The sequence below is a fragment of the Erwinia sp. AK-PDG3-5 genome, assembly GCF_056821705.1.
In genome coordinates this window covers 4,365,762-4,386,526 of record NZ_CM165967.1, presented here as the reverse complement: position 1 = coordinate 4,386,526, position 20,765 = coordinate 4,365,762, and the positions used below count along the sequence as shown (strand labels likewise).

At 52.5% G+C, this 20,765-nt stretch carries 23 protein-coding genes; 11 read left to right on the top strand and 12 right to left on the bottom strand.

Annotation, left to right across the window (positions count from 1 at the left end):
• Positions 1-89 precede the first annotated feature (89 nt).
• The gene (locus AC1UKS_RS20520; RefSeq protein WP_482435061.1) at positions 90-365 is read left to right on the top strand and encodes a hypothetical protein; all 276 of its coding nucleotides are present in this window, start codon (positions 90-92) and stop codon (positions 363-365) included.
• A 754-nt stretch (positions 366-1,119) separates the two neighbouring features.
• Here AC1UKS_RS20520 and AC1UKS_RS20515 read toward each other — a convergent pair.
• Together AC1UKS_RS20515 and AC1UKS_RS20510 are read right to left on the bottom strand one after the other, a co-directional pair.
• Positions 1,120-1,377, bottom strand: a complete 258-nt coding sequence (locus AC1UKS_RS20515; RefSeq protein WP_482435060.1) for a hypothetical protein — start codon at positions 1,375-1,377, stop codon at positions 1,120-1,122.
• 150 nt (positions 1,378-1,527) lie between these two features.
• Positions 1,528-2,451, bottom strand: a complete 924-nt coding sequence (locus tag AC1UKS_RS20510) for a LysR family transcriptional regulator (protein ID WP_482435059.1) — start codon at positions 2,449-2,451, stop codon at positions 1,528-1,530.
• Between the two features lie 77 nt (positions 2,452-2,528).
• Here AC1UKS_RS20510 and AC1UKS_RS20505 point away from each other — a divergent pair, with 77 nt between their 5' ends.
• Positions 2,529-3,452: a carbon-nitrogen hydrolase family protein gene (locus AC1UKS_RS20505; RefSeq protein WP_482435058.1), complete on the top strand. Its 924-nt coding sequence runs from the start codon at positions 2,529-2,531 to the stop codon at positions 3,450-3,452.
• Between the two features lie 47 nt (positions 3,453-3,499).
• Here AC1UKS_RS20505 and AC1UKS_RS20500 read toward each other — a convergent pair whose 3' ends face one another.
• The 6 genes from AC1UKS_RS20500 to AC1UKS_RS20475 all read right to left on the bottom strand — a co-directional run bounded on the left by AC1UKS_RS20500 (position 3,500) and on the right by AC1UKS_RS20475 (position 8,271).
• Positions 3,500-4,399: a polysaccharide deacetylase family protein gene (locus AC1UKS_RS20500; protein WP_482435057.1), complete on the bottom strand. Its 900-nt coding sequence runs from the start codon at positions 4,397-4,399 to the stop codon at positions 3,500-3,502.
• A 4-nt stretch (positions 4,400-4,403) separates the two neighbouring features.
• Positions 4,404-4,505 (bottom strand): SDR family oxidoreductase, encoded by a 102-nt coding sequence (locus tag AC1UKS_RS20495; protein WP_482437060.1) that lies wholly within the window; start codon positions 4,503-4,505, stop codon positions 4,404-4,406.
• 52 nt (positions 4,506-4,557) lie between these two features.
• Positions 4,558-4,920: an SDR family NAD(P)-dependent oxidoreductase gene (locus AC1UKS_RS20490; protein ID WP_482435056.1), complete on the bottom strand. Its 363-nt coding sequence runs from the start codon at positions 4,918-4,920 to the stop codon at positions 4,558-4,560.
• Complete coding sequence (locus AC1UKS_RS20485; RefSeq protein WP_482435055.1) at positions 4,917-5,822, bottom strand: ketopantoate reductase family protein; 906 nt, start codon at positions 5,820-5,822, stop codon at positions 4,917-4,919. The genes AC1UKS_RS20490 and AC1UKS_RS20485 overlap by 4 nt, the downstream gene beginning before the upstream one ends.
• Before the next feature lie 33 nt (positions 5,823-5,855).
• Positions 5,856-7,163 carry an MFS transporter gene (locus AC1UKS_RS20480; RefSeq protein ID WP_482435054.1) on the bottom strand — a complete coding sequence of 436 codons (1,308 nt, stop codon included), beginning with the start codon at positions 7,161-7,163 and terminating at the stop codon, positions 5,856-5,858.
• Between the two features lie 337 nt (positions 7,164-7,500).
• Positions 7,501-8,271 (bottom strand): IclR family transcriptional regulator, encoded by a 771-nt coding sequence (locus AC1UKS_RS20475; protein WP_482435053.1) that lies wholly within the window; start codon positions 8,269-8,271, stop codon positions 7,501-7,503.
• 140 nt (positions 8,272-8,411) lie between these two features.
• Between AC1UKS_RS20475 and AC1UKS_RS20470 the strand changes: the two genes are divergently transcribed.
• Positions 8,412-9,113: an alpha/beta fold hydrolase gene (locus tag AC1UKS_RS20470; RefSeq protein WP_482435052.1), complete on the top strand. Its 702-nt coding sequence runs from the start codon at positions 8,412-8,414 to the stop codon at positions 9,111-9,113.
• A 97-nt stretch (positions 9,114-9,210) separates the two neighbouring features.
• Positions 9,211-9,657, top strand: a complete 447-nt coding sequence (locus AC1UKS_RS20465) for a DUF3828 domain-containing protein (RefSeq protein ID WP_265911587.1) — start codon at positions 9,211-9,213, stop codon at positions 9,655-9,657.
• 29 nt (positions 9,658-9,686) lie between these two features.
• Here the strand turns inward: AC1UKS_RS20465 and AC1UKS_RS20460 are convergent, their stop codons facing one another.
• Together AC1UKS_RS20460 and AC1UKS_RS20455 are read right to left on the bottom strand one after the other, a co-directional pair.
• On the bottom strand, positions 9,687-10,622 hold the full coding sequence (locus AC1UKS_RS20460) for a VirK/YbjX family protein (RefSeq protein WP_482435051.1): 936 nt from the start codon (positions 10,620-10,622) through the stop codon (positions 9,687-9,689).
• Positions 10,623-11,701: 1,079 nt separating this feature from the next.
• Positions 11,702-12,097 carry a transposase gene (locus AC1UKS_RS20455; RefSeq protein ID WP_482435050.1) on the bottom strand — a complete coding sequence of 132 codons (396 nt, stop codon included), beginning with the start codon at positions 12,095-12,097 and terminating at the stop codon, positions 11,702-11,704.
• Positions 12,098-12,641: 544 nt separating this feature from the next.
• Between AC1UKS_RS20455 and AC1UKS_RS20450 the strand changes: the two genes are divergently transcribed.
• Entirely contained in the window at positions 12,642-13,898 is a 1,257-nt protein-coding gene (locus tag AC1UKS_RS20450) for an MATE family efflux transporter (RefSeq protein WP_265911583.1), read from the top strand.
• A gap of 8 nt (positions 13,899-13,906) precedes the next feature.
• Positions 13,907-14,860 carry an ATP-grasp fold amidoligase family protein gene (locus tag AC1UKS_RS20445; protein WP_322874504.1) on the top strand — a complete coding sequence of 318 codons (954 nt, stop codon included), beginning with the start codon at positions 13,907-13,909 and terminating at the stop codon, positions 14,858-14,860.
• Between the two features lie 56 nt (positions 14,861-14,916).
• On the opposite strand, the gene AC1UKS_RS20440 is transcribed toward AC1UKS_RS20445, so the two are convergent.
• Complete coding sequence (locus tag AC1UKS_RS20440) at positions 14,917-15,198, bottom strand: YjcB family protein (RefSeq protein WP_013200389.1); 282 nt, start codon at positions 15,196-15,198, stop codon at positions 14,917-14,919.
• A gap of 761 nt (positions 15,199-15,959) precedes the next feature.
• On the opposite strand from AC1UKS_RS20440, the gene AC1UKS_RS20435 reads away from it, so the two are divergent.
• Together AC1UKS_RS20435 and dgcN are read left to right on the top strand one after the other, a co-directional pair.
• On the top strand, positions 15,960-16,097 hold the full coding sequence (locus AC1UKS_RS20435; RefSeq protein ID WP_265911582.1) for a hypothetical protein: 138 nt from the start codon (positions 15,960-15,962) through the stop codon (positions 16,095-16,097).
• Positions 16,084-17,367 (top strand): diguanylate cyclase DgcN/YfiN, encoded by a 1,284-nt coding sequence (dgcN, locus tag AC1UKS_RS20430; protein WP_482435048.1) that lies wholly within the window; start codon positions 16,084-16,086, stop codon positions 17,365-17,367. The genes AC1UKS_RS20435 and dgcN overlap by 14 nt, the downstream gene beginning before the upstream one ends.
• Here the strand turns inward: dgcN and soxS are convergent.
• Positions 17,364-17,792: a superoxide response transcriptional regulator SoxS gene (soxS, locus tag AC1UKS_RS20425; protein WP_482435047.1), complete on the bottom strand. Its 429-nt coding sequence runs from the start codon at positions 17,790-17,792 to the stop codon at positions 17,364-17,366. The two genes, dgcN and soxS, sit on opposite strands and share 4 nt — an antisense overlap.
• A 91-nt stretch (positions 17,793-17,883) precedes the next feature.
• Here soxS and soxR point away from each other — a divergent pair, with 91 nt between their 5' ends.
• The 3 genes from soxR (at position 17,884) to AC1UKS_RS20410 (ending at position 20,709) form a co-directional block, all read left to right on the top strand.
• Positions 17,884-18,342, top strand: a complete 459-nt coding sequence (gene soxR, locus AC1UKS_RS20420; protein ID WP_013200392.1) for a redox-sensitive transcriptional activator SoxR — start codon at positions 17,884-17,886, stop codon at positions 18,340-18,342.
• Between the two features lie 72 nt (positions 18,343-18,414).
• Positions 18,415-19,077 (top strand): glutathione S-transferase family protein, encoded by a 663-nt coding sequence (locus AC1UKS_RS20415; RefSeq protein WP_482435046.1) that lies wholly within the window; start codon positions 18,415-18,417, stop codon positions 19,075-19,077.
• Between the two features lie 282 nt (positions 19,078-19,359).
• Positions 19,360-20,709: an NCS2 family permease gene (locus tag AC1UKS_RS20410; protein ID WP_265911577.1), complete on the top strand. Its 1,350-nt coding sequence runs from the start codon at positions 19,360-19,362 to the stop codon at positions 20,707-20,709.
• Positions 20,710-20,765 lie beyond the last annotated feature (56 nt).

The window sequence follows — 20,765 nt, the reverse complement described above, 5'->3', positions numbered from 1 at the left end:
TATTATTATTCTATAAACTGTCATTATTTTTATCGGTGTCATTCCTATATATAAAGGCTTGCCATGAAAAAAAATCAGTCATTCTCGGGATGACAATTCTTGTCATTTCCCAATGGTGTGTATATTGGGTAATAAAACAAATCTGGATTCAGTTTTCACTCCTTGATGAAAAAATAGCCCTTGCTGCCCTTACCGCCTTCACAACTGTTACAGTTTCAACTTTAACTGTTGTATTGGGTAAATATTATGAAAGGAAAAAAGATATTGAAGCTCATTATAGAAATAAAAAAACAGATATCTATGACGAGTTCCTTAAAGAGTTATTTAAGGTTTTCCACAATAACGAAACAGGCGATCAAATTTAAATTGTTGATTTTCTTATAGAATGGCAGCGAAAGGTAATAATTTGGGGTGGGCAGGACGTTCTGGTGAAATATATTAAATGGATGTCTCATTTGAAAAAATGTGCCCCAGATGCGGATTCCATATTTCTAATGGAAGATTTTTTTTAGAGAAATAAGAAAGGATATTGGTCATAAAAATAATAAGTTAGGAAAGGGTATTTTTGCGCATTTTATTCTTCAAAGTTCAGACTTGTTTTTGGAAATGGCCAAGCGAAATCCGAAAGTTATTTTTGATGAAGTTGCTGAAATTGAAAGGATTATGAACGAAAGTCAAAGTAAGTAAAATAATTCATTACCTTTGTTATCATTTAGCTATGAACTTGCAAGTTGTATGCAAACTCCCCCATAATCATAATACAATATATAAAATTATTTAGTGTTAAGACTAATATTTATGTGTGGATTATTGATGTTGAATAACTCAGGCTTGTGACTAAACCCTCTAATAATTTTGTGTTAAATTCGTTATTGTGGCGTGTCCGTGATTGTGCCCGAAATATGCGCTCTCCAAACAAAGCCTTAGACTGCACTCACCACCTTTATCGGCGCGCCGTACTTTATTTTCCTGCTCAGATCGCAGGGAAAAGGGTGATGTAGGTTGGCGGTGAGTGAAGCCTGTTAGTGGTGGGCAAAGTGATAGTATTTTATCGTTTTCCCGCTCAAAAGGCGGGAATAGTCTCGTTTTGGCAGCAAACACTGCCTGTCGTTAGCTTATTCACACCCACTCACGCAGCAGTGCGCCGCGATCGCCTGCCTTGAACATAACCTCATGGCCATTGGGGCCGCCCAGCATCAGTTTTGCTGAGCCCGACACGCAGCCCGGCACCTCGTGCGCGATGCTGTGATAGTGATGGAAATCGTAGATGCTGGCGACCCATTGCGGCGGCCAACCGGTTTTTTCAAACATACGATGAGAAGCTAAGGTCAGGCCGACAAAAGCCTGAATAAAAACACGGCGGGAAATGGGCGTCATGATGGCCTCCTGGTTACCCGTACAACACCAGTCGGGAACAGAGAGTTCCCGGGTTCGGATAGCAGTTCCTGCCCGTGTATATCAGGGCAGGTTGCGGATGACAGAGGCAATAATCAGGTCGGTTTTATGATCTTATCGCTAAAGCGTAATTTAAAAACCGCTAAAAAACAGGCCGGATGGCATGATCGCTTCCCGCAGTACTTTCTGCACGCCGGTCACTGAAGCATCGCGCTGGCTGTCTGTCCTCATCGCCAGCTCAACAGAAAAAGTGGGCAACGGCAGCGGGCAGGGAACAACGACCAAGCCGGTGATTTCTGCCAGCGCCTTTGCGGCATGAGAAGGGACGGTTGCAATCGCATTGCTCTCTTTAATCAGCCACGGTAGGGCGGCGAAATGCGTGGTGGAGGCAATCACCTTTCGGCTCATCGAGCGGGCAGACAGTTTCTCATCCACTATCCCGACAAACCCGCCTGAGGAGACCAGGATATGCTCGCGCGCCAGGAACGCTTCCAAATCAAACTGACCAGCAGAGTGTTCTGCCAGTAAACAGGCGTAATCCCCGGAACCCAATAACTCCCGGCTCAATAAAGCGGACTTTACCCCGCCAGAAGTCATTGCCAGATCGGCCTGGCGCAGGATCAACATATCTTCAACCAGTTGCGCATGCGTCTGCTTAAACTGAATACGCAGGCCAGGCATATCACGTTTTAACGCGTTGATGATCGTGCTGCCCCAGGCGATTTCAAAGTCGTCAGACATTGCCAAAATAACCGTCCGTCCTTGCCAGTTTTCTGCTTCGCCAGAGAGTGGGGTAAGCGTCTGGCGACATTGGTTCAGGATGGCCGTGATGGCCGTTTTCAGCTCGCTGGCTTTTGCCGTGGGCCGTAAACCGCGCCCGGTGCGTTCGAATAGCCTGTCGCCATAGACCAGGCGGAGCCTGCCCAACGCGGCACTGACCGCCGATTGTGTCAGGTTCAACCTCACCGCGGCTCTGCCTGCCCCGCCTTCCTCGTACAGCGCTTCAAACACCTTGAGCAGGTTGAGATCCACCTTATTGATATCAATATTATTCATATCATTTAGCGCGCCAGCTGAATTGATTGATAACTCAGAGTATCTCAGGATGAAGAAAACACCACAGAGGAAAATGTATGGCGCGTTCACGTGTTGCAGCATTACAACTGGGTTCATCACCGGAAGGAAAAGCGGAGACCCTGAATCAAATCCTGAGTTACGAGGAGGAGATCCGCACGCAGGGGATCCAACTGGTGGTGATGCCGGAAGCCCTGTTGGGAGGGTATCCAAAAGGGAGTGATTTTGGCACCTATCTGGGATTTCGCCTGCCAGAAGGCCGGGAAGAATTTGCCGCCTATTTTGCTAACGCGATCGATGTTCCCGGTGTGGAAACCGATCGGCTGGCAGAATTTTCAACCCGCACCGGCGCGGATATCGTCATCGGCGTCATTGAGCGCAGCGGCAGTTCGCTCTTTTGCAGTGCCCTGTTTTTCTCTGCAGAAAAAGGTCTGGTTGCCAGACACCGAAAGCTGATGCCTACCGGCACCGAAAGGCTGATTTGGGGGCGGGGGGATGGGTCCACCTTACCGATGGTTGAGATGGCCGCAGGGAAAGTGGGCAGCGCGATTTGCTGGGAAAACCACATGCCTCTGCTCCGTGCCGCGATGTATGCGAAAGGGGTGCAAATTTGGTGTGCGCCAACGGTGGACGAGCGGGATGTCTGGCAGGCCTCAATGCGGCATATTGCGCATGAAGGGCGATGTTTTGTGATTTCCGCCTGCCAGGTGCAGCCTTCACCCTCAGCGCTAGGCATCGAGGTGGTCGGCTGGGATCCCCAGCGGCCGCTGATCAAAGGGAACAGCCTGATCGTTGGGCCTCTTGGTGACGTTATTGCCGGACCGCTGCGGGATAAAGCCGGGTTACTGATTGCGGAAATTGATATCGACGAGCTGGTTCGCGCCCGCTATGACTTTGATGTCTCAGGACACTATTCACGGCCTGATATTTTCTCGCTGAAAGTGGATGAACGACCGAAGCACAACGTGGAGTTTCTGAAGTAAACCCGCGGTCCCTCTCCACTCTCTTCCAGCGGAAAGGGACCGGTCGGCTATTCAGCGTGTTCCTTTACCCAACGCACAATATCGGCATGGGTGGCAAACCAGGCGCCATGCGAACGACCGAGCTTGATGGTCTCTTCCAGGATCCACACCCGCGAACGGGCAGAAATGATATGCGGATGCATGGTCAGCTGGAACAAGCCGCCATCCTGATGGGCATATTCCAGCTCACGGCGGAAGATATCGTAGACCGCTTCCGGTGGCGTATAAGGACGTAAGGCCTGAAAGCGGTTCATCATAAAATAGACCGCATCACCGCGGATCCACTCCACGGGAAGCTCGACCACGCCGGTTTCTTCGCCGTCCAGCAACAGTTCATAGCAGTTTTCATCGGCCATTAATGACGAGTCGTACAGCAACCCCATCTCTTTGGCGATCCGCAGCGTGTGCGGGCTGAAATCCCAGGAGGGCGTGCGCATCCCCACGGGCCGGTTGCCGGTTACCTTTTCCAGCGTCTCGGACGCTTTCAGCATCAGGCTGCGTTCATCCTCATACGACAGCACCGAATTCAGCTCATGGATCCAGCCATGCAGCGCGATTTCATGTCCCTGCGCGGTTAGCCTGATTTGCTCTTCAGGATAGAGCAGGGCACAGACCGCCGGGACGTAAAAACTGGCCGGCACGTCCGCCTTACTGAGCAGGGCTTCGATGCGGGGAATGCCCAAACGGGTACCAAACTGGCCCCAGCTCATGCGGCCAAAGGATTTACCCCCTTCGCGCAGCTCATTGGTTTCATGGTCGCTGTCAAAAGAGAGCGCGATAGCGAAGGGCGCGTTATTCGGCCAGTGCGTGGGCTTCAGGGATCTCCCCGCTCTGACGTGATTAACCTTCTGCTGCCAGATGTCGTCCGGCCACTGCCAGGGTTCCTGCTGTGATTCTGTCGGGTACATGGGCTTAACTCCCTCCATCAACTGAGATGATTTGTCCGTGAATAAATGAAGACAGGTCGGACGCCAGCCAAACGGCGGCATTCGAAATGTCACGAGCGGTGCCCAGACGGCGAAGCGCAATGCTGTTTAGCAGCTGTTGCTGACGTTCCTCACCAAAGTTATCCCACTGTTTTTCGTGGCTTCATTGGTGAAGACAAAGCCAGGGGCGATGGCGTTAACCCGACTACCAAAAGGGCCAAGTTCATGAGCCAGCTGGCGACGCCACCGGCATTGTTGACCAGAATATCCACCGGCCGGCTGCCATTGTGGCTGACGTCCGCAATCCAGCTGGCGGCGGCCTGGCGGTCACACAAATCCACCTGCCAGCTGACAATCCCGTCATGCTCCAATCCGGCCAGCGCGCGGATATCACACACGTGCACTTCTGCGCCAAGTGAAGCGAAATGCAGCGCCATCTCGCGGCCGAAACCAATGGCACCGCCACTGATCGCCACGCGTTTACCACTGAATGAAAGGGTCATATAAGCAGCTCATTAAGATTGTTTTCGGCCAGCGGACGTTCGCCGCGTTCGATTTGATGGATCTGAGCGGTCAGCGCGTTGAGTGCGGGCGTTGGAATGCCGCGATCGGCGGCGATGCGGACAACAATCCCCAGCTGGCCGTCCACCTCCGTCGGGCGCTTGCGGATCGCCAAATCGCGCCATATTCCCGAATGGGTTTTGGTATTAGGCCGGTTAAATTCGACCATGTTATGAAAGGTGCTGTTAATGGCTTCAACGCTGGCACCCGTGCGGAAAGCCTGCGGATCGAAGCCGTTAAAGCCCTTCAGCGCAATGCCTTCGGCATCCGCAACCTGCACAATCTCCCGTGCCAGTGCCAGCAGAACCGGGCGGATATCCTCACGCGCCAGACAATCGGCAATGCCTTTTTCGCCGACGGCCTGTGCGAACAGCAGCGAGGCATAGCCCAGTTTTCCCCACAGCCAGCCCGACAGTTCTGCGGACTGAATGATATCCGGTTCAAAGTGGCTTAAATCAGCGTGCAGCGTCGCCAGGCGGGGTGTCAGCGTCCCATTCAACTCGCCAATCACCGCAGCTCCCCGGTTGGAGTAATTGATCTCTCCGGGTCCGGTCCAGTCCGCATAGAAATTAATAAATGCGCCGACGGTGCGCTGCTCACCGACGATCTGGCTGATGGTACTTACGCACAGGCCATTTTGCAGGGATAACACATACCCGTCGGCGTCGAGGAAGGGCACCAGCTGGCGCGTGGCGTCCGCAGTGTGATGCGCCTTGACCGCCAGAAAAATGCGCTGCCACTGATCGGTCAGTTCCGATGGATGAAACGCTTCGGCCTGGACGGTGAAGCTGTCGACCTCGCCGGTAATGGTCAATCCGTCTTGCGGATCGCGGATGCACCCCAAATCAAAATATCTTTGCTCATGGTTGTTCTCCGGTTAGCGCAGGGCTTCAGTGGCCGTTTCACGCAGGCGCATAATCACCCGCCCCGAAGCCAGGCCAGCCAGCATCAGATAGAAGGTCGGCGACACCGGTGAACCGGTGAATTCGATCAGCCCGGTGGCAATAAACGGCGCAAAGCCGCCAAAAATCGCCGTGGACAGGCTGTAGCCAATCGACAGCAACATGGTGCGCGAAGCCGTTGGGAAGATCTCGCACAGCGCAGCCGGTGCCGCACCGGAGAACGCCGCAATAAACAGATTGAAGATAATTTGCACCGTCAGCACCACGTAGAAGGACTTATACGCCAGCACCAGCGAGAACAACGGGTAAGGAAGGATGAGGAAGGCCGCGCAGCACACCAGCAGCAGCGGTTTGCGGCCAATGCGGTCGGAAAGGGCACCAAAAAATGGAATGGTCAGCATCATCACCGCCAGCGCAATGGCGTTGGAGGTCAGCGCCTGGGTCTGGGTGAAGCCCACCTGCTTATTCAGGAAGGTGGGCATATAAGAGAGCATCACATGACAGGAAACCGTCCAGATGATGGCGAAGCCAAAGGTCTGCGCCATCATGAGGATCGCCGGTCCCATCGGGGTTTTGGTCACCGCTTTCGGTTTGCCCTGGGCTTCAATAAAAGCCGGGGTCTCTTCCAGATTACGACGCATATACACCCCGACCGGCAGTAGCAGCACACCCAGCAGGAACGGAATGCGCCAGGCCCAGTCCACCATCTGTTGCTCACTGAAGAGCAGGGTAATCCCCGCCACCACCAGGCTGGTAATCAGCTGCGAGGAGGCAATTGCCGCCTGGCCCAGCGCACCAAAGATACCGCGGCGGTCAGAGGGGGCCGATTCGACAACAAAGGCGGTGGCGGTGCCCCATTCCCCGCCGGCAGACAGGCCCTGGATCAGGCGAATGGTCACCAGCAATATCGGCGCGAGCATGCCAATGGTTTCGTAGGTCGGCAGTAAACCAATGCCGACGGTGCCGAGCGCCATCCCGTAGATGGTGATACGCAGCGCCACGCGGCGGCCATATTTATCGGCAATGCGGCCAATGACGGCACCGCCTAATGGTCTTGCGAGGAAGCCAACGCCAAAGGTGGCAAAGCTGGCCAGCAGACCGGTGGCACCATCGCCCTGATAAAAATTACGGGCGATCAGCGTGGCCATATAGGCGAAGATAATGAAGTCATAGTATTCAAGAACATTGCCGATCATCGCGGCAAACAACTGCCGCCGCTTGTGCCGCGTCAGGCCGTCGGCAGGATAGAGATTCATTTCCTGGGTGAACTGGTCTTGGCTCATAGTCAGGCTCTCAGTCAGAACTGCATCAAAATGAATGTTCATATATATGAACTTAAATTCTCATATATGAATTCATCCTGACAAACAGCTGAAAGCAGATCCAGCCTGCCGGCAACGTCGGAACAGGGCAAAAAACCGTCAATTTAGCGCGGCGATGAGATCGAATTTAAGCGGGTTTGTAGTATTAAAGAGTGGTGATGATGAGAAAGGTGAAATTACTCACCTTCCGTTTGCTTTTATGCAGCGTTAAACACTGTGGTGAACATCCGCCAGCAGGCCAGATAAAAAAGTGAGAAATAAGAAGTTCGTATCATTCTGCGCCTCCTCGCAGAACCGATCAGCCCTTTTCCGCAGCCTGGAGCAGCGCCGTTAAACGCTGTCCCTGTTCCAACACCGTGCGGATAATGGCGGATTTTTTATCGCTAAAGCGGGCCGAAACCGATGAGACGTTTAGCGCAGCAATCGGCTCGCCGTTGCTGTCGCAAATCGCTGTACAGACGCCGGTGCCACCAACGTCGACCTCATCTGCCGAAATGGCGTAATTTCTCGCACCGGCCTGGTTGATCAACGCTTCCAGTTCAAGCGGATCGGTCACGGTATATGTTGTCCAGGGTGACAACGGGCTGCGGGCCAACAACGCCTGCCGTTGCGCCGGGTTTTTAAATGACAAAAACATCCTGCCCATCGCGGTGCAGTGGATTGGCAGCAGCATGGTTGGCGACATCTCATAACGGATAGCCTGTGAGGAGAGAGCCTGATGCACCAGGCGGATCTTGCCTTCAGAGGTCATCACGCCGAGGCTGACGGTTTCTTCCAGCTCGCTGGCCATCTGCTCCATTATCGGTTTGGCCAGCGATAGCACCTGAGTCAGCTTCGCGCCGCCCCAGCTGAAGCCATGCAGACGAAACATCTCGTTAAGCCGGTAGATGCCGCGATCGTTCTTAACCAGGTAGCCGCGCACGCACAGGGTACGCAGTAACCCCAGGGCACTGCTTTTCGGCAGGCTGAAGGTCTCGGAGATAGCGGCAAGGCTGGCTTCCCTTTCGTCCTCGCTGAAATACTCCAGCAAATCCAGAACCCGGGCGGCCGAGCGAACGACATCATTCATAACCATTCCATATGTGTACGGTTGTGCGTATATATGAACACTATACCTTTATCACGCCGGCAATGCATCCGCTGAGCCAATCGCCATCACTCGCGTCGCCTGCTATCCTGCAGGCAGGCAAAAAGCAAAGGAAAAACACGATGGCGGGACTGGTTTTAGTGCCGGGCGTAATGTGTGACGCCGGATTATGGCAGGCAATGACCGACGATCTGGCGGCGTTTGGTCCATTGGTATTTGGCGATCTGTCGCAGGATAGCTCGCTGGAGACAATGGCGGCGCGGGTGCTGCAACAGGCACCCGAGCGCTTCGCGCTGGTGGGCTTTTCGATGGGCGGATTTGTGGCGCGCGAAATGATCCGTCAGGCGCCCGAACGGGTTGAACGGTTGATATTGATCGCCACCTCCAGCCAGCAGGACAGTGAGCAGGCTCAGGCCTTTAAGGCGGCGACGGCGAAAACGCTGCAGTCTGCAAGCGGCGCGTTTCGCGGTCTCGGCCATAAGGCCATTACGCTGTCACTCAGTGAAAAGCATGCCGACGATAGGGGATTACAGCAGCAGGTGCTCGCCATGAGCCAGCGGATGGGAAGGGAAGCGTACTGTCGTCAGCTGCTGATGGCCCGCAACAGCGATACGGCACTTTTATCGCAAATTACCTGCCCAACCCTGGTGATTGCTGCAGCTGAAGATCGGATGCGGACGTTACGTGAATCCGAAGTACTGCGCGATAACATTGCCGGCGCAACGCTTACCGTGATTGAAGATTCCGGCCATATGCTGCCGCTGGAACAGCCGCAAGCGCTGGCCACGGTGATGACGCGCTGGCTGACGGTGCAACCGCTATAAACATTTACCAAAAATAACGCAGATAATCGCTCAAATACTGTCGCGAAAGGGTAAATTAGCGGGGCATTTTGGCATTCGCGGGTAGAGATGGCATTAGATGAAAAAATGGTTACTGGCACCGGTTATCGTGCTGATGGCTTGGCAGGTTGCGGCGGCAGAACACCGCAGCGATCCTGAAGCGGTCAGCCAGAGTTTTTACAGTTGGTATCTGACGGCGTTAAGCAAAGATGAGAGTCCCATCGATGAGCACGATCCGCTGCTCAACACCTATGTGACGCCTGAGCTGCTGAGCAAAATTAATGTGCTGATCAAAAGTCCGGATGGTATGGACGATGATTTCTTCCTGCAGGATCAGGATTACAGTGATTCCTGGGTCGATCATGTCAGCGTCGGGCGCTTTACCCTGAACGGGCTTACCGCCACGGGCGACGTCACCCTGGGTAACGATCCCAACGATCAACAGCTGCTGGTGGTGACACTGCAAAAAAAAGGCGCGATCTGGAAGATCGATGACGTGGAAAAAGAAGAGAATAAGCAGCCCTGACATCTGCACAGGGCTGGACCTTCCTGATATCAGGCGATGACCTGACTGAATTGCTCACGCAGCGTATCCAACAGATCGTACCGTTTGCGGTATTCCGAACGCTTTTTACTGGCGATCTCTTCCAGCGGCTTCCTCGGGAAGCTCAGCGGCAATGAGTAGAGCTTGTTGCCTGACGGCTGGGCGTTCAGCGTTTCCCAAAACTCGTTATAGCTGGCATGGAACAGGCTGCGTTTCTTCAGACGATAGCGCAGGCTGCGGAAGATGTGGCCATTGTCGCTGACCGCCTCAATTTTCGTCACGCCCGTCTCGGCACAGATAAGCGTCAGGGTTTCCATTAACAGCCGTTTTGGAAACAGGCCATAGCACGCCTTGGTCGCTTCGCGGATCAGCTCATGCGGCGTATCGCGATGGGCACCCTGAATCCCCCCAATCATCGCCACCTTCTCACCGTCGACCGTTGTCACTGCAAAGGTCAGCATCGCCAGCTGCACGCCATCCCGGCGGAACAGCAGGTTCACTTCACCTTCACGTTCGCACCGGCCGGTACAGGCCAGGGTGACGGTAAAGGTTTCGCCGTTTTTACCGGCAAGATTCACCAGCTCCACGCCCTGTTGGGTCAGCATCGCCTGGCGTAAGCGCAGGGAAGACAGCTGCTTCACATACTGGTAATGGCTGATGATGGCGTGAGTGCGCGCGGCCATCGGCATGCCATTATAAAGGTAAGGGCGGTGGATCTTGCTCGGCAGCGTGTGTTGGATCGGCAAAACCTCGCGCATCACCGGCTCTTCGGTAATCGCCGTCAGCATCTTGCGGGTGGCCACAGGCCAGGCCAGCGAGCGGAACAGATACTTGATGCGATACTCCGGGTCATACCACAACTTACCCGGCTTAACTTTTCCGGAGATCAGTGACAGAAAAAAGGTCAGGCTGTTTTCCTGATGGGGAACGAGTGTGGTATCGGTCATGGTCGGCATTCCAGGGATGAAAATGACAGTCAACCATGATCACGCTCAACGTTTGGTAAACATCCTGGCCCCGAATGGCCCTGTTCGCAGTCGGTTGAAGCGGCGTTTAATTTGCTGACGACTTAAGGCAAATCAAGGCGCCAAACCGCTGGCTATAAGGGAGAATGAATGAGGGCGGGACGGTAATTATGCTGTGCAGGACTCATACCTGGCGATAGTCTGCAATGCTTTACTGCATACTCTCCCGCCAATCCCGCTGGCAAAGCTTCTTTCTCGGCTGGCCGTAAATGCGCGGTTTATTATGTCAAATCTGTGAACCGCACCGTGTTTTTAGGACAATACCGCAGGCCGAATAGCGGTTACACCGCACTCTTTTACCAGGCACAGTCTCTAATTGTTCCGCTATAAGAATAATCGTTAATGATAATCACCCGCTTTTTGGACAGTGTATGGGCGCTTCTTAATGGCAAAGGCGTGCTTTTTGAGACGGTTTTTATATTCTCAAACCAGCCTTAACTCAAATTTCCAGTTCTTCTAAAGGGTAATATCGGCGATAGGTAAGGGCGAACACATTAGAAAATCCGTGATTATGATTCCTTTGGCGAACACTTCGGAGGCCTAAAGGGGTTAAATCTTAAGTGTTACTTTATGGTTTCTTACAGTGTGACTGGCTCTGATCGTGACGAATGCACCATCAGGCGGGGTTTTAAGCCAAATTGGTGAGTAGCATATGAAATGCACTTTTGCCCAAAAGATGAAAACCATGAACCATTGATTAAAAGAGAATGTTAACGGAATTTTAAGGTGGGTGGGTGTTTTTTGACCTTCCGGTTAGCGAGGTTAATGTCAGGAAAGGCGCATTTATCTTTGGGTTCAAAGATAAATGCGCTCAGAAGGGATTGAAACAGATGGGTTTTTAGCTGGTGATTAGTAAATATACAGCCTAACAGGGGACAATCCAGACAATTAACTCATCAAGAAAAAGCGTCTCCAGAAAATCGAACCGTACTTTTCAATTAGCATTGGGAATATTTTATTTTGGTCCTGCATCTAATATAGAAACGTGCTGTAGATCTCAATTAATGGTTTTCAATGTTGTACGGGTAATGATACACGCTACGGCTAATATCCAGCAGGCGGCAACTGCGGCGAGTCCCGATATCAAAGGTATCCTGAAGGTAATTAACGGCCTGGCGCTTGTCATTGGTAGTAAAGAAGTTTTTAAGTACGCTTTGCAGCATCTCTTTGTCGGAGTTAAGGGTCTGCAGCTCGCGCTCCATGTTATGCACTTTCTCCTCCAGGTCCTTGATTTTACGGCCTTCTTCCGAGGAAAGACCGGAATATTTTTTCTTCCAGCTATAGAAGGTCGCTTCAGAGATACCCAGTTCGTCGCAGATCTCTTTCACCTTTACCCCGCATTCAGATGCTTTAATGGCACTGGTGATTTGCTCTTCTGTATATCGTGACTTTCTCATAAATGCTCTTCCCTTTCTTAACAATAATGTGATGAGAACGACTGCAATAATTAGTGGATCTGATTATTCCAAAAATCACAGCAGTGTCGTTAAGTGCGCGATTTGAATGGCAGGGATTAAGTTAAGTGATTATGAAGAAATATCATCATGGGATTTCTCCTATTTTATTTCCAAACCCCTTAGTTAGCTTTCGATATGCAGGTTTTTGATATAAATTCGTCTCATGAAATCTTCAATGCCAACATGTGATTCAGAATACTCCCGCATGTGCAGCCTGAAATTTGTGCCATGATAATTAGCGCCAAAAAGTGACTTGTGAAAAGGTTTACATGAATTTAAGCGCGTAATTAGCCTGGCTATTTTTCAGCGGTGAAGCGTTAAGACAAAAAAACGCATTTGATTGCGAGCGGATTAGGAATTGTCCGTATTATAAATTTTAGGTCCATTTTTATCGCCAGGTATATTGAGCGTTAATTTTTTCCGTTTTCGACATGGACGTACCGAGTTATTGCAATAAGTGATTAGTTTTACAAAGGATGCTTCGATGAAACACAGCGCAATGTCAAACGCCATCTGGATGATGTCGGAAAAAGTCGTTTCCGTATTTGGAGTGATATTTGTCACATCCTATGTCGCAAAATCCTTTGGCCCCTCAATATTCGGGCAAATAGCATTTTCTGCATCACTTTTTTCAATTGTTCAGACTATCGCTATTTTCGGTACTGAAACCATTCTGTTTAAAAGTATCAGCAAAAATGCGCCAAAAGGAATACGGCTGATGGCGGTGGCCAAACAGCTGAGAATGGTTTTGTTGTTAGTCTTATCTTTGCCGGTATTAATTTACGTCTGGCTGGAGATGCGGGAAAACTTTTTGGTTTTCGCGGTCGCGTCATTCCTGTCGGCAATGTTTGTTACGCAGGATATCTTCAGCGTTTACAACAATGCCCGGTTAGAGTCCCGGATGAACACGGTGGCGAATGCCACGGGAATGATCATCAGTTTTGGCATCAGCTTTTTGGTGGCCTGGTTCAAACTGAGTCCTTTGCTGCTGTCGTTTTCAATCGTAGCGGTCACGCTGGTGCCGTACATGATCAAGCGCAGCCGGTTCCTTCAGGCGAACACCATCAGCTCGCCGCCTAAGCGCAAGCACAGAAGCTATTTGCGCTACCTGTTACATGCGGGATTGCCGCTGGCCATCTCCAGCGTGTTCATCTCAATACAGGTAAAGCTGGCACAATTTTTCCTGGTGGGCGTGGGCTCAGCGCATGAGCTGGGGCTGTTTACCGCCGCCAACACTATCTCTGCTTCGTGGATTTTTATCCCGGTAGCGATCATTACATCCTGCTTTTCTGAGATCTTCAGGGAGCGTGCGGATGTGGCAGTAAAACTGGCCGCAAGGCTGAATGGCTATGTAATGGCAGTTTCCTTTTTGATGCTTCTCGTCGTCGCGCTGTTTGGCGAAAAGATCATCACTACCCTTTATGGGCATGACTACACACAATCAGGAAATCTCGTTACGTTATTGTCGTTAGCAACCTGCTTTTCGGCAATGGGAACAGTAGCTTACCGCTACATGGTGAAGGAAGGTGGTTTTAATTACCTGCTGGTCAAGATCGTGGTGCTGGTCGTAATTAGCGTGGCAACCAACTGGTTCTTCATCCGTTTCTGGGGATTAACAGGCGCAGCCTGGAGCGTTCTGGTCACCGAACTGCTCTCCCTGACCGTAATGAATTATTTCTTTAAGAATGCCGTCATTCTTAAAATACAGCTTTCCTCACTTAACTACAAAACATACAAATGAGGTAAAAAATGTTAAAACTCAAAGCAGAATTGAGAAAAGGCGTCTTATACCTGCTCAAGAAAATGCCGTGGTCTTATCAGGACCGAGTTTACTATTTTCACACTTTTAAGCGGTTACCTAACATTCGCCAGCCGAAACTGTTTAATGAGAAAATTCTGTACCGCAAATTCGTCACTGGCGACTATGTTCGTTATGGGAATCTTTCGGATAAAGTTTTAGTGCGCGATTACATAGCAAAAACAATTGGTGAAGAGTATTTAATCCCTTTGCTGCATGAAACGGCCGATCCGATTTCATTGCTGGGGCTTAAATCCTTAAAAAACACCGTTATTAAACCGAACCACGGTTCTGGTATGGTAGAAATCTTTCTTGAAGAACCAGACTGTATTCAAAAACAGTTGCTGGTGCGCCGGTGTGAAGAGTGGTTGCGCTGTGATTTCTCGCATCAGTCGCGGGAAATTCATTATCGCTACATTAAGCCGCGCATTCTGGTGGAAGAGTATGTTGGTGATGGCAAGTTTGCCGCCATCGATTACAAATTCCACATGTTTAACAAGAAAGACGGCAACTTTGAGTACGTGCTACAGATCATCTACAACCGCTGTGGCAACTCGCCGCTGTCGATGAACTTCTACGTCAACAACCTGGAGCAGTGCTTCTACAAGATCCGCGATACCGGACTGGATATCAGCGGGGATATGGAAACGTTGAAGAAGGCGCTGGAGCTGAGCAAAAAGCTGGCCAGTGACTTCGACTATGTTCGCGTTGACTGGTACATCAGTGAAGGGCAAATCTTCTTTGGTGAGCTGACCTTTACGCCAGGTGCAGGCATGGTGACCGGGCTGGATATGGGCCTGGATAAGATGATGGGTGATATGTGGTTGCAGGAACACAAAGCAGCCGTATTGCCAGCAACGTCAGGAAGCGTTACGCCGCTGCCGGTGGCCTTGAAGAAATTCTGATTGAGCCGAATACAATAACGAGCCGCTGACTCTCTGAGTCAGCGGCTCGTTTGTTTTCAGGGCATAGGATAATCAGTTGGGGTGTGGCTCATCACGTCGATAAACACATCTTTGGTGATGTGCCAGAAATTATGCAGGTTATCCATACTCAGAGTGATACCTAACAGCCCGGTAACGAACCAGCATGACATGCCAATACCCACGCCGGTGAAGACAAAGGCAATGCCTTTGTGGCTGGCCTGACGGCACTTCACGTTAAAGGTGCTGGCAATAAACATCATTACTGCACTAACCAGTTCCCATCTCATCAATACCAGGCTAGCGGTTAAGGTACCCATATCGTTCAAACTCCGAGATTTACTGCCCTGACAAGAGGCGGTGTCATCACCGATTCAGACGAAAAGTTGCCAGGTTGCTTTTCACTTGAACGGACATAACAGGTCACAGAAGTGTGATGACGGTCACATTATATCACTCGATTTTAAAATTTGAACAAAATTTAGGCCTGGTATGGTAGTTTTTTGCGAGGGAAAAATTAAGCCTTTTATTAACTGAGGTTTACCGATTTAATTCCAAAATATGGGGAATAATCCGTATAGCGAAAGAATGAAAACCGTCTTACAGGCTATATTACTGCGCATCATTCCTTATTTGTGGGAAGTAATTACTCTCCGGGATCAATTTTATTTTTATTTTAAGGCAGTTAGCTTTATTTTGAGACGACAAATGACAATTAAACTCATTATAAATGATTAGCCCGGTCGTCCGGTTTTACCTCTTACTTTCATCGGTATTGGTGAAAAGTCAGCAAAAACAGCTGTTTGATATTGCTAGCAATTGGCAGGGGTGTTCTATACTTAAACCTTACTTAGCTTTAATTTGACGTGACTTAAGTCAAATTCCCTCTTTGAGATGAATCCGACCTCTTAAAAGTTGTACAACCCGCCAATGGGTTGTAGGATTTTTCATGGTAAAAATCCTTATAACTCATTCCCTTCCATTTCCACAGGGCGGGATCTCCACACCTCAAATACAGCTCACGCCATATTCGCTAAAGCGAAATGCGGTTACGGAGCAATAAAAAAATAAAGGAGCCTTTGTGTTTTCGACTGACGCAAAACAGCGCCCGCTGACGCCTGATGACGTGGCGGCCTTGAGCAGCCACCACGTGTTACGGGTCCAGCACAACCAACAGGGCCACATTACCTCTGTGGAAGCGCGCCGTGCACAAGGCTAATTCAACGGCTAAAAAACCGCTGCTGACCTTACGAAAAAGTCTGCAACGCATTCATCTGGTGATCATCGTGGTGTCGCTGTTGTTCAGCGGCCTCTCGCTGTCGGTTCTGTCGATGTTTGCCCTGCGCAGCTATGCGGAAAACAATCTCCAGCTGGTGGCCACCACCCTCGGCTACAGCGTGCAGCCGGCGGTGCTGGCGGGCGACGCGGATGCCGCTGACGATATCGTGCGGCAAATCGCGGCGAAAGCAGAGTTTGGCCACGCCAGAATTGTCGATGCCAGTAATCGCCTGCTGGTGAACTGGCCTTCATCTGGGGCGCAACATCATCAGGGTGCCGGGGAGCTGGTCACCCACTGGATTTTCCCGCAGCCTGCCAACGTGCCGATCGTGCACAACGGTAAGGTGATTGGGCAGGTGTGGTTGAGCGGTGATGCCAGCCGGGTGATGCATTACCTTAGCCAGGCGTTGAAATGGCTGAGCGGCAGCCTGCTGGTGACCGCGCTGCTGGCCTCGTGCCTGTCTAACCGCATGCACGCGGGGATCCTCAGCGGGCTGCAAAATATTGCCTCGGTGGCGCACGACGTCCGCCGACGGCGCGCCTTCTCGCTGCGGGTGCCGTCATCGTCAATTGCCGAGCTGAACAAGCTGAGCGGGGATTTCAACAGCCTGCTGGATGAGCTGTCAGACTGGCAGACCCATCTGCAGCGCGAAAACGACTCGCTGGCCCATCAGGCAAGGCATGATGCGCTGACCGGTTTACCTAACCGGACAGCGTTTGAGCGGGCGTTGCACACGCTGATGAACAATCCGCAAACCGCCGATCGGGTGGCGGTGCTGTTTATCGATGTTGACCACTTTAAAGAGGTGAACGATACCTATGGTCACGCTGCCGGGGACAACGTGCTGACGGAAACGGCACATCGCCTGCGTGGCAGGCTGAGGAAAGATGATTTAGTGGCGCGTCTGGGCGGTGATGAGTTTGCGGTGCTGTTGTCGGGCATCGATAACGGCGAGCAGGCGGCCAGAATGGCTGAAAACGTCATCGAAGCGATGCGCGAACCGATCGGGCTGGCAAACGGTTACAGCGTGGCGCAATCGCTGAGTATTGGCGTGGCGCTGGCCAAAAATCACCGCACCGGCGAGGCGATGATTGCCCAGGCCGATGCGGCGATGTACCACATCAAGGAACTGGGCGGCGGCTGGTACTTCTCCCCGTCATTCTGGGGCCAGGATCCGCAGGCCACGCCGAAGATGCGTAACCGGGCCTAGTTGCAGGCCGGGCTGTTGCTGTCCTGCTGCAGTTTGCCGTAAGCGGAGCTGGCAAAGTCGCTGCAGTCGAAGCTGTAGTTCACCTGGCGGGTCAGTGACTGACGGCGCATGGTGTGACGGTAGGCGGTCGGCGTCTGCGAGAACTGACGGCGGAACACGCGGGAGAAGGTCTGCTGCGAGTCGTACCCGTACTGCATGGCAATATCAAACACCGGGCGCTGGGTCTGACTCAGCGCTTCGGCCGCCAGCGTCAGCCGACGCGCGCGAATATAGCCGCCCAACGTCTGTTTGGTGACGGTGCGGAACATCCGCTGCAAATGCCACTTCGAATAGCCCGATTTCGCGGCCACTTCATCAATCGACAGGGTTTTATCCAGGTTGGTTTCAATCCAGTCGGTAAGGGTGTGGATGATGTCGTCATGCATGATGCTCTTCTCCCTGGCGAAATAATTTCTGGTCGTCTTCTCAATGGCTGCTGAGTATAATTCCTCAAGTTAACTTGAGGTAAAGAGCTAAATGAAAAAAAGTCGCAACTGCCCCAACAAGCGAGAACTGACCCCAGGCGACGTGGCGCAACGCTGCGGCGTGGCGGTCTCTGCGCTGCACTTCTATGAAAGCAAAGGGTTAATCACCAGCTTCCGCAATGCCGGTAACCAGCGGCGCTATCACCGCGACGTCCTGCGCCGGGTGGCGATCGTGAAAATTGCGCAGCGCATCGGTATTCCGTTGGCCACCATTGGTGACCATCTGATGCAGCTGCCGGCGGGAAACCGCATGTCGCCGAAAGAGTGGAAGGTGCTGACCGAGAAATGGCGCGAGGAGTTGGATCGGCGCATCGAAACCTTGACCCGGCTGCGTGACGATTTGGACGGTTGCATTGGCTGCGGCTGTTTATCGATGCAGGATTGCCCGCTGCGCAACCCGGACGACAGGCTGAGCGAGCGCGGCACCGGCGCAATCCTGCTGGAGTCTTAGCGGGAGTGAGCGGCATCAGGCTGTGGCGGAGGGTCTATACTGATAACTCTTCGTATAACACAAGGTTAGAGCATGATCACCGTTCACCATCTGAATAACTCCCGATCGCAGCGTGTGCTCTGGATGCTGGAAGAGCTGGAAGTGCCTTACCAGATCAAACGCTATCAGCGTGAGAGCACCATGCTGGCCCCGGACGCGCTGAAAAAAGTGCATCCGCTGGGTAAATCCCCGGTCATCACCGACGAAAATCGCGTGATTGCCGAATCCGGCGCGATCCTTGAATACCTCGCCGAGCGTTATGACGCAGAAAATCGGTTGAAACTAAATGATGAGGATGAGCGCCTGCAGTGTCGTTACTGGCTGCATTATGCCGAAGGGTCGTTAATGCCGCTATTGGTGATGAAGCTGATCTTCAGCCGGATGGGCAAACCGCCGGTGCCGTGGCTACTGCGTCCCATTGGCAATGCCTTTGGTAAGGGCGTGCAGAAAGGCTATCTGGATAAACAGCTGGCGACCCATCGCGAATTTATCGAACAGCATCTGGCGAGCCACGCGTGGTTTGCCGGCAAGCAGTTCAGCATTGCCGACGTGCAGATGAGCTTCCCGATCCAGGCGCTGACCGCGCGAGGCGGCGCCGCCAACTCCCCGGCCATCCAGGCCTGGCTGGCGAAAGTGCAAAACCGTGCCGCCTGGCAGCGTGCCCTGCAACAGGGTGGTGAAGTGAAGCTCGACTGAATGGATTTCTACCTGAAATGCCCCTGCGTTTCAGGTTGCTGCAAATATAGGTGCGATCAGGAGTTGATAATGCACTGATAAAGGCTGGATAATCGTTTGCCTTTAAAATAGTGCGGCTTAATGCGTGACGTAGTAAACGTTTGCCTTTTTTCCGACCGTTGCCCGGCTAACGGGTTTTCGCGGTCTGTGAACAGTGCGTCCTGGGATGGTGAAACGTTGAATCAGTCAGCTTCATGCGTCACGCATCAATAACTCATAAGAAATCTCAGGGGATTTTTCACTATGTCGACTCCTTCTCATCAGCCCGGCGGTTCGCTGGACAGCTGGTTTAACATTTCTGCGCGCGGCAGTTCGGTCCGTCAGGAAATTCTGGCAGGCCTCACCACCTTCCTTGCCATGGTGTATTCGGTGATCGTGGTGCCGTCTATGCTCGGCAAAGCCGGTTTTCCGCCGACGGCGGTCTTCGTCTCCACCTGTCTGGTGGCAGGCTTCGGTTCGCTAATCATGGGCCTGTGGGCCAATCTGCCGATGGCAATTGGTTGCGCGATCTCACTGACCGCCTTTACCGCCTTCAGCCTGGTATTGGGACAGCATATCAGCGTGCCGGTGGCGCTGGGTGCGGTGTTCCTGATGGGGATTCTGTTCACCATCATCTCCGCCACCGGTATCCGCTCGTGGATCCTGCGTAATCTGCCGATGGGCGTGGCGCACGGCACGGGCGTTGGGATTGGCCTGTTCCTGCTGCTGATCGCCGCGGACGGCGTTGGCCTGGTGGTCAAAAACCCTGCGCCGGGCTTGCCTGTGGCGCTCGGTGATTTCGCTTCGTTCCCGGTGATGATGTCGATAGTTGGCCTGGCGGCAATTTTCGGTCTGGAAAAGCTGCGCGTGCCGGGCGGCATTCTGCTGACCATTATCGCCATTTCCATTCTCGGGTTGATTTTTGATCCGGCGGTGAAGTACCAGGGGCTGTTTGCCATGCCAAGCCTGAATGATGCCAATGGTCATTCGCTGGTGTTCAGTCTGGACATCCTCGGTGCGCTGAAGCCTGCGGTACTGCCAAGCGTGCTGGCGCTGGTGATGACGGCGGTGTTCGACGCCACCGGCACCATCCGTGCCGTTGCCGGGCAGGCCAACCTGCTGGATAAAGACAATCAGATCATCAACGGCGGCAAGGCCCTGACCACCGACTCGGTCAGCAGCATCTTCGCCGGTCTGGTGGGCGCATCGCCTGCGGCGGTGTATATCGAATCGGCGGCCGGTACGGCGGCGGGTGGCAAAACCGGCCTGACGGCAATCGTCGTCGGCCTGCTGTTCCTGGCGATCCTGTTCCTGTCGCCGCTGGCGTATCTGGTGCCGGGTTATGCCACGGCACCGGCGCTGATGTATGTCGGCCTGCTGATGTTGAGCAACGTATCAAAAATCGATTTTGACGATTTTGTTGATGCGATGTCCGGTCTGCTGGCAGCGGTATTTATCGTGCTGACCTGTAATATCGTGACCGGCATCATGCTGGGTTTCGGTTCACTGGTGATTGGCCGTATTTTTGCGGGCGAATGGCGCAAGCTGAACGCCGGCACGGTGATTATCGCGGTGGCGCTGGTGGCATTCTATGCCGGCGGCTGGGCGATCTAAACCGTCAGGGGCCGCCCGTCGGCCCCTGATTTTAGCCTTTAACTGCATTAATCCCC

Excerpts from the sequence above, each read along its gene's own strand:
- AC1UKS_RS20520 (WP_482435061.1), top strand. The coding sequence starts at position 90 with ATGACAATTCTTGTCATTTCCCAATGGTGTGTATATTGGGTAATAAAA.
- AC1UKS_RS20515 (WP_482435060.1), bottom strand. The coding sequence starts at position 1,377 with ATGACGCCCATTTCCCGCCGTGTTTTTATTCAGGCTTTTGTCGGCCTG.
- AC1UKS_RS20510 (WP_482435059.1), bottom strand. The coding sequence starts at position 2,451 with ATGAATAATATTGATATCAATAAGGTGGATCTCAACCTGCTCAAGGTG.
- AC1UKS_RS20505 (WP_482435058.1), top strand. The coding sequence starts at position 2,529 with ATGGCGCGTTCACGTGTTGCAGCATTACAACTGGGTTCATCACCGGAA.
- AC1UKS_RS20500 (WP_482435057.1), bottom strand. The coding sequence starts at position 4,399 with ATGTACCCGACAGAATCACAGCAGGAACCCTGGCAGTGGCCGGACGAC.
- AC1UKS_RS20490 (WP_482435056.1), bottom strand. The coding sequence starts at position 4,920 with ATGACCCTTTCATTCAGTGGTAAACGCGTGGCGATCAGTGGCGGTGCC.
- AC1UKS_RS20480 (WP_482435054.1), bottom strand. The coding sequence starts at position 7,163 with ATGAGCCAAGACCAGTTCACCCAGGAAATGAATCTCTATCCTGCCGAC.
- AC1UKS_RS20475 (WP_482435053.1), bottom strand. The coding sequence starts at position 8,271 with ATGAATGATGTCGTTCGCTCGGCCGCCCGGGTTCTGGATTTGCTGGAG.
- AC1UKS_RS20470 (WP_482435052.1), top strand. The coding sequence starts at position 8,412 with ATGGCGGGACTGGTTTTAGTGCCGGGCGTAATGTGTGACGCCGGATTA.
- AC1UKS_RS20465 (WP_265911587.1), top strand. The coding sequence starts at position 9,211 with ATGAAAAAATGGTTACTGGCACCGGTTATCGTGCTGATGGCTTGGCAG.
- AC1UKS_RS20460 (WP_482435051.1), bottom strand. The coding sequence starts at position 10,622 with ATGACCGATACCACACTCGTTCCCCATCAGGAAAACAGCCTGACCTTT.
- AC1UKS_RS20455 (WP_482435050.1), bottom strand. The coding sequence starts at position 12,097 with ATGAGAAAGTCACGATATACAGAAGAGCAAATCACCAGTGCCATTAAA.
- AC1UKS_RS20450 (WP_265911583.1), top strand. The coding sequence starts at position 12,642 with ATGAAACACAGCGCAATGTCAAACGCCATCTGGATGATGTCGGAAAAA.
- AC1UKS_RS20445 (WP_322874504.1), top strand. The coding sequence starts at position 13,907 with ATGTTAAAACTCAAAGCAGAATTGAGAAAAGGCGTCTTATACCTGCTC.
- AC1UKS_RS20440 (WP_013200389.1), bottom strand. The coding sequence starts at position 15,198 with ATGGGTACCTTAACCGCTAGCCTGGTATTGATGAGATGGGAACTGGTT.
- soxS (WP_482435047.1), bottom strand. The coding sequence starts at position 17,792 with ATGCATGACGACATCATCCACACCCTTACCGACTGGATTGAAACCAAC.
- soxR (WP_013200392.1), top strand. The coding sequence starts at position 17,884 with ATGAAAAAAAGTCGCAACTGCCCCAACAAGCGAGAACTGACCCCAGGC.
- AC1UKS_RS20415 (WP_482435046.1), top strand. The coding sequence starts at position 18,415 with ATGATCACCGTTCACCATCTGAATAACTCCCGATCGCAGCGTGTGCTC.
- AC1UKS_RS20410 (WP_265911577.1), top strand. The coding sequence starts at position 19,360 with ATGTCGACTCCTTCTCATCAGCCCGGCGGTTCGCTGGACAGCTGGTTT.